We start from the raw sequence: 12001 nt of genomic DNA on the forward strand, positions 1-12001 counted from the left end.
CGAAGCGATGGAAGCTCATGCTAGGAGTTTCCGATTCATTGGATAATCCATAGATCTGGCACAAAATTCTTTCCATCATGGAAACAATGTCATGATCGACCTGGAAGCCTGCCGGGTGTTCGCGCGCGTGGTCGACGAACATTCCTTCTCCGCGGCCGCGCGCAGCCTGGGCATGTCGCTGCCGGCGGTGAGCAAGCACGTGGCGCGCCTGGAGCGCGAACTCGAGGCCCGGCTGCTGCACCGCACGACGCGGCGCCTGAGCCTGACGGAGGCGGGCACGGTGTTCCACGGCCACTGCCTGCGCCTGCTGGAGGACGCCCGCGCCGCGCAGGAAGGCGTGTTGCACCTGCACGACGCGCCGCGCGGGGAACTGCGCCTGAGCGCGCCGGTGAGCTTCGCCGCCACCGAACTGGCCCCGCTGCTGCCCGGCTTCCTCGCCCGCTACCCGGAGATCAGCCTGGACATCGACGCCAGCGACCGCCAGGTGGACCTGGCCGACGAAGGTTTCGACCTGGCCATCCGGCTCACCGAGCGGCCTCCCGAAGGCCTGGTGGCGCGCACGCTGCACGGGCTGCGCCGCGTGGTCTGCGCCTCGCCCGAGTACCTGCGCCGCGCCGGAGTGCCCACGCACCCGGCGGAGCTCGCGCACCACGACTGCCTCACCTACCCGCAGTTCGAGGGCGCCACGCGCTGGGATTTCGAGCGCGCGGGCGAGCGCGTGGAGATCGTCGTGCGCGGCAGGCTGCGCAGCAACCACTCCGAGCTGTTGCTGCGTTCGGGCCGCCAGGGACTGGGCCTGCTGCGCGTGCGCGACTACACGGTGCGCGAGGACCTGCAGCGCGGCAGCCTGCGCGAGGTGCTGGGCGACTGGGCCCCCGACACCGCTGCCGGCATCCACCTGCTGTACCTGCCCAATCGCCGCCTGCCGCCCAAGGCGCGGGTGTTCATCGACTACCTGCTGCAGGTCTACCGGGGAGCCGAGGCGGGGGTGTAGGGCAGGTGCCCGCGCGCCCCCACGCGCAGCTCGGGCAGCACCGCCTGCACGTCGGGGGTGGCGCGCGCGATGGCCTCGGCCGCACGCGCCTGCGCGGAGTCGCGCACGCAGCCCTGCAGTTGCACGAAGCGCCCTTGCACGAGGATCCACACCGAGCTGCCGCGCAGTTGCGGCGCGGCGCGCAGGCGCGCGCTCAAGGCGCGCGCGATGCCGGCGTCGTAGTCGAAGCTGCTGGAGTAGCGGCAGCGCCCGGCGAGGTAGCAGCTGTTGCCCTGCTCCACGCGGTGGTGCTCGGCCAGGTGCATGTCGTGCTCGGTGTAGCTGGGCGGCTGCGGGGCCGGGCATGCGCCCGCGGCGCGCGTGACCTGCTCGAAGGGGTCGTGGAAGGGATTGATCAACACGCGGTCGGCCGCGGCGGCCGTGGCGCCCAAGCCCAGCGTGGCGGCCGCGGCCGCCGCCCAGCGCATGTATCGAAGCCTGGCTTGCATGGCTGTTCTCCCCGGAACCCCCGGCACGAGCCCGGCCCGACTATAGGCCTTGGCGGGCCGCCGGTGCCAGCGCGCCGCCGCGCCGGGCGGCACAATGCGGGATTGGCCACGCCGCCCCGACCCACGATGGATTCCCGCCTGCCGATCGACGCCCGCGCCAGTTCGCTGATGACCCTGCTGTGCCTGATCTGGGGCCTGCAGCAGGTCGCGCTCAAGGCCTTCGGGGCCGACATCTCCCCGCTGCTGCAGATCGCCCTGCGCTCGGGCATCGCCGCGCTGCTGGTGGCCGCCCTGATGCGCCTGCAGCGCGAGCCTTTCGACTGGGCGCCATGGCGCCCTGGCCTGGCCTGCGCCGCGCTGTTCGCCAGCGAATACCTGCTGGTGGGCCAGGCGCTGCGCTACACCACGGCCTCGCACACGGTGGTGTTCCTCTACACCGCTCCGGTGTTCGCCGCGCTGGGGCTGCACCTGCGCCTGCCGGCCGAGCGCCTGTCGGGCCTGCAGTGGGCGGGCGTGGCGATGGCCTTCGGCGGCGTGGCGATGGCCTTCCTCGGGCCGGGAGCCGGGGCGGGCCTGGGCCCGGCCGGGCTGCTGGGCGACGCCATGGCGCTGGGCGGCGGAGCCTGCTGGGGTGCCACCACCGTGACCATCCGGCTCAGCCGCCTGTCGAGCACGCCGCCCACGATGACCCTGCTGTGGCAGCTGCTGGGCGCCTTCGTGCTGCTGCTGCCCGCCTCCTGGCTGCTGGGGGAGACCCACATCCGCCCCAGCACCCAGGCCTGGCTGGAACTGGGCTTCCAGGCGCTGGTGGTGTCCTTCGCCAGTTTCCTCGCCTGGTTCTGGCTGCTGCGCCATTACCTGGCCTCGCGCCTGGGCATCTTCTCGTTCATGACCCCGGTGTTCGGGGTCGCGCTGGGCGCGCTGCTGCTGCACGAGCCGCTGAGCGCGCGCTTCGTCGCCGGCGCGGCGCTGATGTTCGCCGGCATCCTGGTGGTCAGCCTGCACCGCATACTGGCGGGGCTCGGCGCACGCGTGCTGCGTGCCTGAGCCCCGCCCGCGGTTCGATTAAAGGTCCAGCACCAGCAGCTCGCTGCGCGCCCGCGACACGCAGGGCGTGAAGTGGGTGCACTGCTCCTCGGGGCCGAGGATGCAGTCCTGGTGGTCGACCTCCCCCTGCAGGTACCCCGTCTTGCAGGTGGCGCACAGCCCGGCCTCGCAGGACGTGGGCACCTCGATGCCGGCCTCGCGCAGCACCTCCACGACGCTGCGCTGCGCGGGCACCTGCAGGCGCAGCCCGCTGCTGGCGATCTGCAGCGTGAAGCCGCCCGCGGCAGGCGCGTCGGCGGCGGCCGCGGGCTTGTCCGGCGCCTTGAAATGCTCGCAATGCACGCTGCCGGCGGGCCAGACCTCGGCGGCGGCGGCGCAGGCCCGCATGAAGCCGGCCGGGCCGCAGTAGTAGACCTGCGCGCCCTCGCGGCGCTCGCGCGCCAGCAGCGCGGCGATGTCCAGGCCGCGCGAGGGATCGCCCCCGTCCAGGTGCAGGTGCAGGCGCGCCGGAGCCAGCCCCGCGCGCAATTCGTCGGCGAAGGCCACGCTGTGCTCGTCGCGCGCGCAATAGTGCAGTTCGTAGTCGGCCCCCCGCGCGTGCAACTGGTGCGCCATGGCCTTCAACGGCGTCACGCCGATGCCGCCGGCCAGCAGCAGCACGCGGCCGGCGCCGGGGCGCAGGGCGAAGTGGTTGCGCGGCTCGCTCACGCGCACCCGCGCGCCCACGCGCCAGCTGTCGTGCAGCGCGCGCGAGCCGCCCCGCCCCTGCTCGTCGCGCAGCACGCCGATGACGTAGCGGTGGCGCTCGCCCGGCGGGTTGCTCAGCGAGTACTGGCGCACCAGGCCCTCGGCCACCTGCACGTCGATGTGCGCGCCGGCCTCGAAACCCGGCAGCTCCTCGCCCCGCGGGTGCACCAGTTCGTAGGAGTGGATGTTGCGCGCCTCCAGGCGGATCTGGCGCACCAGCAGTTCGAGCTCAGGCATCGCCGCGCACCTCGCGCTCCAGCGCCTCCATGCGCTGGCGCACGAACTCCGTGCGCTGCTCGCCCTGCATGGATTCGGCCTCGATCAGGATGTTCACCACGCCGCGGGAGATCCTGCGGCGGCGCGCGATCTCTTCCTCGGTGGTGGCGGCCAGCGGCAGGTCGAAGACGTTGCCCGAGCAGAAGCTGTTGGGTGCGCCGCCGATCTCGCGCAGCCACTGCGCGAAGTTCTGCGGGCTGGCCGCGGGGTTGGTGCCACGGACGGCGTCGCGCAGCATCTTGCGGAACAGGTACAGCCCGGCGTCCAGCTTGGTGGGGTTCTCCAGCTTGTGCACGGCGATGGGGCGCTGGCTGATGATGGCCTCGTAGTCGCCAGGCGCGTACTGCGCCTGCTTGTAGTGCTCGCGCTCGCGGTGGTTGGAGGGAATCGGCGGCATGTCGTGGATGGAGTACTTGCCGAAGCGCTGCGGCCGGCGCAGCGCCACCTGCCCTTCCAGGAAGTCGATGGATTCGTAGCCGACCAGGTCCTTGTCGCCCACGCCGCGGGTGTCGATGCCCGGGCCCAGCACGCGCCAGCCGATCATCTTGCTGTTCTCGTTGTCCACCGGGACGGTCCAGCGGATGATGTTGAATCGGCTGAACAGCTTGCGCGCCTTGCCGTCCTCCGAGGTGTAGGCGTGCAGGCTCAGGTTGGGCAGCACCTGGTGCTGCACGCGCACGAACATGTGCTGGTCGTCCGAGCGGCGCGCGCCGGCGCAGGCCAGGCTGCGGCCCTGCTGCACCGGAATGAACTGCATGTCGGGCGCCACTTCCATCGACGCCGCGCCGACCTCGTCGAAGGTGGTGCCTTGGAAATGCCCGCCCACCACGTTCTTGCCGGCATGCAGCGCGGCGGTGTGGAAGTTGTCGGCGGCGTTGTCCTGCACCTGCAGCCAGTTGCAATGCTGGAAGTTGCTGAAGGGCACCAGTTCGTCACCGGGCATCACCGTGAAGTTGCCCTCCCACTCGGGGAAGGGAGGCTCCTCCTCGGGCGGGCCCATGTAGGCGAACACCAGGCCGTTGCGCTCGAAGGCCTTGTAGGCGCCCTGGCGGATGGAGCAGGCGTACTTCTCGGCCTCGGCCTCCTCGCCCTTCGGGAAGGGCACGTGCAGGCAACTGCCGTCCACGTCGAACACCATGCCGTGGTAGCAGCAGCGGATGCCGCGCTCCTGGATGGCGCCGTACTCCAGCGAGGCGCCTCGGTGCGCGCAGTGCGCATGCAGCAGGCCGACGCGCCCGCTGCCGTCGCGGAAGGCCACCAGTTCCTCGCCCAGGATCTTCAGGAACCGAGGCGTGTCCGTGAGTTCCATGGACATGCACACCGGGTGCCAGAAACGCCGCATGTATTCGCCCAGCGGCGTGCCGGGATCGGTCTCGGTGATCTCCGGATCATGCTCGGGCGTGCGGTTGGTGTAGTAGCCCCCGTAGGGGATCAGTTTTTTCACGGCGGGCACCGCGCCGGCGGTGGCACCGCCCTTTTCCATCTTGTCCGAGGGACAGCTCATGCATCACTCCAGCTGGGAAACCTTGGGAGAACCTGGGAGGCGCGCGGGAGCTCCGCGCGCCGCGATGATCCGACTTCTGCGTTCTGAACTCTGTATACAAAGATATCGGGATTCCGGCATGTCAGACACTCGGGTAAACCCGTGGGCGGCACAAGGCACAATGCAGCCCGGGCCCGGGCATTGACGCCCGGCGCCGCGCGGTCCTAGCCTGTACCGCGCACCTTCCCGCGTGCCGCCGCGCGCATCGCCCGCCCCTCCATGAGCCTCGCCCTCGCCCGCCTTCCGTCCCGTACCGACTACGTCGAAGAGGTCTATCGCGTGCTGCTCGACGCGATCAGCGACGGCAGCCTGGCGCCGGGCGAACGCCTGACCCAGGAGGAGATCGCCGAGCAGCTCTCGGTGTCGCGCTCCCCGGTGCTGCAGGCCCTGCGCCTGCTGAAAAAGGACGGGCTGGTGCAGGACGCGCCCGGGCGCGGGCTGCTGGTGACGCCGCTGGACCCGCAGGCCATCGGCAAGCTCTACGAGGTGCGAGGCGCGCTGGACGCGCTGGCCGCGCGCCTGGCCGCCAGGCGCGGCACGCGCATCGACCCGGCGCTGATCGCCGCCGGACGGCGCGCCTCGCGGGGCAAGGACGTGAAGGCCCTGATCGACGCCGACGTGGCCTTCCACCATGCGCTGTACGAGGCCTCCGGCAACCCCCTGATCGCGCAAAGCGCGCAGACCCACTGGGTGCACCTGCGGCGCGTGATGGGCGCGGTGCTGCAGGCGTCCGGCTCACGCGACGCCATCTGGGACGAGCACCAGGCCATCGCCGAGGCCGTGAAGGCCGGCGACGCCGAGCTCGCCGCGCAGCTGGTCGAACAGCACACCGACAACGCCCGCCGCAACCTGCTGGAGCGCCTCGGCGAAGTCCTCGCCGAGCGCAGCGCCTAGCGAGCGAAGCGAGCGTGGGGGCCGTCCATCAGCCGGCGCCGGGCCGCCCCAAGGCGGCTGAGCCCCCTCGGGGGGCAGCGAGCGAAGCGAGCGTGGGGGCCGTCCATCAGCCGGCGCCGGGCCGCCCCAAGCCGGCTGAGCCCCCCTGGGGGGCAGCGAGCGAAGCGAGCGTGGGGGCCCCGTCCATCAGCCGGCGCCGGGCCGCCCCAAGCCGGCTGAGCCCCCCTGGGGGGCAGCGAGCGAAGCGAGCGTGGGGGCCGTCCATCAATCGAACATGTCGGGCTGGGTTCGGCTGATCTGTTCCCAGATGGGCTGGAAATGCAGCCAGCCGATGTACTCGCTGCCCACGTGCTCGCGGCTGTAGCGCGCGCGCTCCGGACTCACCAGGCGCGGCTTGTGGCCGCTGGCGTCGATCATCAGCTGCTGCTGGCAGCAGCGCTCCAGCGCGATGAACCAGAAGGCCGCCGACTCGATGCTGTGGCGGCTGGCGGTGAGCAGGCCGTGGTTCTGGTGGATGGCTGCCTTCACGCCCTTGAAGGCATGCGCCACCTTGTGCCCGGCCTTGACCTCCACGGCCACCTGCCCCGCTTCGTCGCCGATCACCACGTGGTCCTCGTAGAAGGCCGCGGCGTCCTGGCTGATGGGCTCCAGCGGCCGGCCCAGCGACGCGAAGGCGGTGCCGTACACCGTGTGCGCGTGGCACATGGCGAGGATGTCCGGATGCATCTCATGCACCGCGGCGTGCAGCACGAAGCCGGCGCGGTTGATGGCGTGGCGTCCCTCGACCACCTTGCCCTCGTGGTCGGCGAGGATCAGGTTGGACACCTTCACCTGCGAGAAATGCACCGCCATCGGGTTGGTCCAGTACAGCTGCGGGTGCTCGGGGTCGCGAATGGTCAGGTGCCCGGCGAAGCCGTAGTCGAAGCCCTGCAACGCGAAGGCGCGGCAGGCGGCCACCAGGCGCTGCTTCAGGTGCTCGCGGTGCGCCGCGTGGCTTTCGAAACGCGGGATCTCGGGAAACACCAGTCCGGGCTGCTCCGGCTGGTAGATCGATACACGACCCTTCAGGTCGATGTCCTGGGCGGGAGTCTGCAACACTGCGGCCATGTCGGTTCCTCGTGGTTTGGCGAAAGGCGCCGTCCCCGCAGGCATCGCGCGCGGGGCGCGGGAGACGAAAGCGGGGATGCGTCGATGCTTCGCATGGTCGCGCCGCGGCACCGCGTTGACAAACGAGGACTGTTCATGAAAGCATGAATGCCATTCATGCATCTGCAAACACGGTGAGGCGGATTCGATGCGGCGCATTCCCAATTTCGTGCTGCTGCGCGCCTTCGAGGCGGCCGCGCGGCTCGAGAGCTTCGCGCTGGCGGCGCAGGAGCTGCACCGCACGCCGTCGGCCATCAGCCACCAGATCCGCGAGCTGGAGCAGTACTTCGGCTGCCCGCTGTTCCTGCGCGCCAACCGGCGCGTGGAGCCCACGCCCCAGGCACGCCGCCTGCTGGACAGCCTGAGCCGGGTGTTCGACGTGGTGGAGGCAGCCTGCCAGGAAGTGGCGCTGGCACCGCAGGCGCAGGTGCTGGCCGTGCACTGCTCGCCCAGCCTGGCCACGCAGTGGCTGGGCCCGCGCCTGGCGGACTTCGCGCGCGCCCACGCCGACGTGGCCATCCGCCTGTCCACCGGAGCCGAGCCGCTGGATCTGTCGCGGGTGCGTGAAGTGGACGTGGCCATTTCCTACGGCCACGCGCTGGAGCGGGCCGAGCTGCAGACCTGGCCGCTGGGCACCGAGCGCATCGCGCCGCTGTGCGCACCGCGCCTGCTGCAGGACGACCCGTCCCCTCGCTCGAACCAGCGCCGGGTGGCCGAGCTGGTCTCGCGCCTGCCGCTGATCGAGTCCCAGCTCAGTCCGGTGAACTGGAGCGAGTGGTTCGGCGCCTGCGGCCTGCAGCCGCGCGCGGGCATCCGCGCCTCCTTCGACCGCGCGGCGCTGGGCATCTCCGCCGCGGTGGACGGCATGGGCGTGGTGCTGGAAAGCACTCGCCTGGCCGAACGCGAACTTCGCCGCGGCGAGCTCGTGGAGCTCGCGGCACCGGGCCTGCCGGTGTTCGAGCGCAGCCTGCACTTCCTGTCCTGCCGGCGCGGCGAGGCCGCCCAGCCGCGCATCGCCGCCTTCCGCGACTGGCTGCTCGCCCAGGCCGCCGCCGAGGGCGCCAGCGCCGCCTGATTCCGCTCGCGCAGGCCCGTTGCATGCACGGGCGCGCTTGCCCGCGGCGGCGCATGGGACATGCCGCGTGTGGGAAATGCCGGAATTCGACTCGGCCTAGGCTGCATCGCCAGCCCGCACCCGACCGAACCCGACACCATGCCCAGCCTGCTTCTTTGCCGCAACGCCACCGCTACCGATTCCCTGTGCCGGGATCTGGGCATCCCCGAAGACTGCATCCGCGACAGCCGCGGCGGCCAGCCCGAGGTGCTTCGCACCCATAGCCCCTACCTGCTCGGGGCCTGCCACGACCCCGGCGAGCACGCCGTCTGCTCCATGCTCCAGCCCCACGGCCAGTTGCTCACCGAGATGTGCTTCGATTTCGGAGCCTCGACCACGCTGGGGCTCGCGGATCTGACCGGGGATCTACGCCGCTACGGGGTGGCCGGCGTAGGAGCCGGCGCCGATCTCTACAGTGGGCGCATCGAGCAATTCGTCGACGCCGTGCGCGAGCATCAGCGCAACATGGTGGCCTACCACCGGGCCACACGCAAAGGAGCGGCGAACAACAAGGCCGCCCTGGCGGAGGCGCACGGCAAACTCGTGCAATCGGGCTCCGACCTCAACCAGCGCTTCGCTCGCGAGCTCGACGTCTCGACCCAACGCTTGCGCCCGCGCCAGCGCACGCTGATGTCCGACCGTCGCCAGATGCCCGATCTGGTGCGTCAACAACGCAGGGTCGCGCGGCTGGACGTCGGCTCCCAGATCGAGGCCCACGCCATCGTCGGCCTGAGCCGATCCACCAGGTTCGTCGGCCCGACGATGGTCATGGTGGATCTCGGCATGCGGGTGGACGATGTATTCGAGGCCTACGAGAGCGGGGACGATTGGCAGCGCAAGGCCTTTGTGGAAGCTGGAGGCTTCACGGCGAGCTTCACCGCGGGACGCCTGTTGACGGGCGCGGCCCTGGGCACGATCGAGGTGATGCTTGCCGCGACCCCTGTCGGCTGGATCGTGATCCTGGGAGTAGGGTTGGCCGCGACTGCCGCCATCGTCGCCGGGTCCAGCGGCGCGGACTATTTGGGCAAGCAAATCGCAGCGAGCCTCTACGACTTTTCCACCAACCGCGCAGCGCCGTCACCATGAATCACCTCCGCATCTTCGTGGCGGGATCCCTCTGCCTCGTTGTCTGCATGGGCGTGTACTGGACCACCTTCGCGCTGCTCAGGCTGATCACGGTGCGGCGCCTGCTCCGGGATCCTCAGACCCGCAACCGCCTGGGTCTGGACATCTTCCCTGGCTGGCAGACCCTGAACGTGGCAACAACTCTGTCCTGGCCCAGAGCGGCAGGGCGCTATTTCGACTCCCGCCCGCTGGCCATGTTCCGCGCCCACTCGCAGACCGTGTACGCGCACACGAACCTGCTGGACCGCTGCCTGGCGCGCCTGTGCTATGGCTCGCAAGTCCTGATCGTCGTGCTGCTGCTGGCCTTGGCCGCCTATGACCGGCTCGCATGAAGCCGTGGTGCGAACGGCCGCGAGCCTTGACCTGTGCGTGGAGCGCCTGCCCGCGGCGGCGCATGGGACTTCACACGTGTGGGAAATGCCGGAATTCGACTCGGCCTAGGCTGCTTCGCTAGCCCGCACCCGACCGAGCTCGACGTCTCGACCCAACGCTTGCGCCCGCGCCAACGCACGCTGATGTCCGACCGTCGCCAGATGCCCGATCTGGTGAGGAAGGAACACAAGGTCGCCCGCCTGGACGTAGGCTCCCAGATCGAGGCCCACGGCCTGGTCGACATGAGCCGGCACACCCGGCTGGTCGGCCGCACGATGGTCATCGTCGACCTCGGCCTGCGCACGGACGAGGTGTTCGAGGCCTACGAGAGCGGGGACGATTGGCAGCGCAAGGCCTTTGTGGAGACAGCCGGATTCGCGGCGAGTGTCACCGCGGGACGCCTGTTGACGGCTGCGGCCTTGGGCACGATCGAGGTAATGCTTGCTGCGACCCCTGTCGGCTGGGTCGTGATCCTGGGAGTGGGGCTGGCCGCGACCGCCACCGTCGTCGCCGGGTCCAGCATCGCGGACTATTGGGGCAAACAATTCGCACAGAGCATCTACGGCCCCTCCACAAATAGCCCAGCGCTTTCACCATGAGACGCCTCGACTTCATCACGGTAAGCGCCTTCTGCGGCATTTTCTGCTTGGGCGTGCATGTCATGACCTTCGTGCTGCTGAGGCTGGTCACGGTGCGCCGCCTGCTCCGGGACCCTCGGACCCGCTACCGTCTGGGTCTGGACATCTTCCCGGGCTGGCAGACCTGGAACGTGGCATCCACGCTGTCATGGTCCCGTGCGGCGGGGCGCTACTTCGACTCCCGCCCGCTAGCCATGTTCCGCGCCCACTCGCAGACTGTGTACGCGCACACGAGACTGCTGGACCGCTGCCTGGCGCGCCTGTGCTACGGGTCGCAAATCCTCTTCGTGGTGCTGGTGGCGGTAGCGGCCATGCATGACCGGTTCGCATGAACCCGTGGTGCGAATCGCCGCGAACCCTGACCTGTGCGTGGATCGTGGCGTATCCCCTGTACGACTGCCTCGCATGAAATCACCGCCTGCACCGGCGCGCATCGCAAACTGAGAAATGGATCATGACGGACGACCAAGCCTTCAAGCTGATTGAATTCGGGGCCTGTCTCGTCCTTCTTTGCGGTCTGGCGGCGATGACGGTCTTTGGTTGCATCACGGTGCGGCGTCTGCGCAGGCATCCCGAACTTCAGGACTTGCTGGGCTGGCGTCCGCTGCCGGGCTTCGCGACCCTCAACGCAGCCGCGGCGCTCAGCAGTTCCCGAAGTCTCGTACGCATGCACCCGATGACCCCTTTGCGCTCGCTGTCCGCGGACCCCACGGCACTGCTCCGGAACACGGCTCCGTGGGAACGCCGCCTGGCGCGTTTCGCCTATCGGACCATCCAGTTGAGTATCCCGATGGTCCTTTGGGCCGCGGACATGCTGCAGTGGGGTGCCGTGACCGGCTCGGCCATCGCCGCCGGTCATGCAGCCGTGTTCCTGCTCGGTTTGGCCATCCTGGCCAGCGCACTGACCTTCGGGGAGAGAGCCCGGCTATGGCGCATCGCGCGCTTCGGGCGCAACAGGCTCGACAGATGGTGGGACGACGTACTGGACAAGCGGCGATGAGGGAATCGAGCGGACTACGGTCGGGATCCATCGCGGGCGTGGCCATGCAAGCGGGAGCACTCTGCTGCCCGCGAGCCCGGTGAGACGGCCATGAGCAGCCTGGGCCTGCAGGCGCTGCTGCTGCGAGGATTTTTCTTCAGCTTCCTGGCCTGGGTGAGTCTGCTGCTCGTGTTCGGACTGTACACGGTACGGCCCCTGCTCCGATGTCCGCAGACGCGGGACCGGCTGGGCGTGGAGATCATCCCCGGCACGATCGTGCTGCACGTCGCCCTTGCTCTGTCCTGGCCGCGGCGCGTACTGGACTACCTGGACCGCTACGCAAACCCCATGGCCCACTTCCACGCCGCCACCATTCGCGCCCACACCACGCGCGCCGACCGCGTGCTGGGCCGCGCCTGCTATGCCGCGCATGTGCTGACCGTGCTGCTGTTCCTGGCCTGGAGGGCAGCCTGCTCGGCGGGATGAAGGAAACTGCGACAGTGGTTAGGGTCGTTTGCGCAGGAACCCGATCACCCGCAGCTGGTGGCTTGTCCATGGGCTGATCGTGCGCAGGCTGCATCGCGCTTCGCGCGGTCCGTTCTCCATGGGACTGGATTTTCTTCAAGGCATGGCGGCCC

The 12001-nt window shown here is 69.9% G+C and carries 14 protein-coding genes; 10 read left to right on the top strand and 4 right to left on the bottom strand.

Features of this window, described 5'->3' with window-relative positions; all coding sequences use genetic code 11:
- The first annotated feature begins 91 nt into the window (after positions 1–91).
- On the top strand, positions 92–994 hold the full coding sequence (locus D466_RS0111315; RefSeq protein WP_018913830.1) for a LysR family transcriptional regulator: 903 nt from the start codon (positions 92–94) through the stop codon (positions 992–994).
- On the opposite strand, the gene D466_RS0111320 is transcribed toward D466_RS0111315, so the two are convergent.
- Positions 967–1482: a BON domain-containing protein gene (locus tag D466_RS0111320; protein ID WP_026285169.1), complete on the bottom strand. Its 516-nt coding sequence runs from the start codon at positions 1480–1482 to the stop codon at positions 967–969. The two genes, D466_RS0111315 and D466_RS0111320, sit on opposite strands and share 28 nt — an antisense overlap.
- A 126-nt stretch (positions 1483–1608) precedes the next feature.
- Here D466_RS0111320 and D466_RS0111325 point away from each other — a divergent pair, with 126 nt between their 5' ends.
- Entirely contained in the window at positions 1609–2529 is a 921-nt protein-coding gene (locus D466_RS0111325) for a DMT family transporter (RefSeq protein ID WP_018913832.1), read from the top strand.
- Positions 2530–2547: 18 nt separating this feature from the next.
- On the opposite strand, the gene D466_RS0111330 is transcribed toward D466_RS0111325, so the two are convergent.
- Both D466_RS0111330 and D466_RS0111335 read right to left on the bottom strand, forming a co-directional pair.
- Complete coding sequence (locus D466_RS0111330) at positions 2548–3513, bottom strand: PDR/VanB family oxidoreductase (protein WP_018913833.1); 966 nt, start codon at positions 3511–3513, stop codon at positions 2548–2550.
- Positions 3506–5056, bottom strand: a complete 1551-nt coding sequence (locus D466_RS0111335) for a Rieske 2Fe-2S domain-containing protein (protein WP_018913834.1) — start codon at positions 5054–5056, stop codon at positions 3506–3508. Before D466_RS0111335 ends, D466_RS0111330 begins: the two co-directional genes overlap by 8 nt.
- A 258-nt stretch (positions 5057–5314) precedes the next feature.
- Between D466_RS0111335 and D466_RS0111340 the strand changes: the two genes are divergently transcribed.
- On the top strand, positions 5315–5989 hold the full coding sequence (locus tag D466_RS0111340; RefSeq protein WP_018913835.1) for a GntR family transcriptional regulator: 675 nt from the start codon (positions 5315–5317) through the stop codon (positions 5987–5989).
- Between the two features lie 264 nt (positions 5990–6253).
- Here D466_RS0111340 and D466_RS0111345 read toward each other — a convergent pair whose 3' ends face one another.
- On the bottom strand, positions 6254–7096 hold the full coding sequence (locus D466_RS0111345) for a class II aldolase/adducin family protein (protein ID WP_018913836.1): 843 nt from the start codon (positions 7094–7096) through the stop codon (positions 6254–6256).
- 187 nt (positions 7097–7283) lie between these two features.
- Here D466_RS0111345 and D466_RS0111350 point away from each other — a divergent pair, with 187 nt between their 5' ends.
- The 7 genes from D466_RS0111350 (at position 7284) to D466_RS22860 (ending at position 11849) form a co-directional block, all read left to right on the top strand.
- Entirely contained in the window at positions 7284–8210 is a 927-nt protein-coding gene (locus D466_RS0111350) for a LysR substrate-binding domain-containing protein (protein WP_018913837.1), read from the top strand.
- A 138-nt stretch (positions 8211–8348) separates the two neighbouring features.
- Positions 8349–9335 carry a hypothetical protein gene (locus D466_RS0111355; RefSeq protein ID WP_018913838.1) on the top strand — a complete coding sequence of 329 codons (987 nt, stop codon included), beginning with the start codon at positions 8349–8351 and terminating at the stop codon, positions 9333–9335.
- A complete protein-coding gene (locus tag D466_RS22855) occupies positions 9332–9706 on the top strand; it encodes a hypothetical protein (RefSeq protein ID WP_156004218.1) in 375 nt (124 codons plus the stop codon). The genes D466_RS0111355 and D466_RS22855 overlap by 4 nt, the downstream gene beginning before the upstream one ends.
- A gap of 183 nt (positions 9707–9889) precedes the next feature.
- Complete coding sequence (locus D466_RS21535; RefSeq protein ID WP_018913840.1) at positions 9890–10345, top strand: hypothetical protein; 456 nt, start codon at positions 9890–9892, stop codon at positions 10343–10345.
- Positions 10342–10716 carry a hypothetical protein gene (locus D466_RS0111370; protein ID WP_018913841.1) on the top strand — a complete coding sequence of 125 codons (375 nt, stop codon included), beginning with the start codon at positions 10342–10344 and terminating at the stop codon, positions 10714–10716. Before D466_RS21535 ends, D466_RS0111370 begins: the two co-directional genes overlap by 4 nt.
- A 122-nt stretch (positions 10717–10838) precedes the next feature.
- Positions 10839–11384, top strand: coding sequence for a hypothetical protein (locus tag D466_RS0111375; protein WP_018913842.1), 546 nt, complete (start codon positions 10839–10841; stop codon positions 11382–11384).
- A gap of 90 nt (positions 11385–11474) precedes the next feature.
- Positions 11475–11849 carry a hypothetical protein gene (locus D466_RS22860; protein WP_018913843.1) on the top strand — a complete coding sequence of 125 codons (375 nt, stop codon included), beginning with the start codon at positions 11475–11477 and terminating at the stop codon, positions 11847–11849.
- Positions 11850–12001: the final 152 nt, after the last annotated feature.

The sequence above is a fragment of the Thiomonas sp. FB-6 genome (assembly GCF_000377645.1).
GTDB lineage: Bacteria > Pseudomonadota > Gammaproteobacteria > Burkholderiales > Burkholderiaceae_C > Thiomonas_A.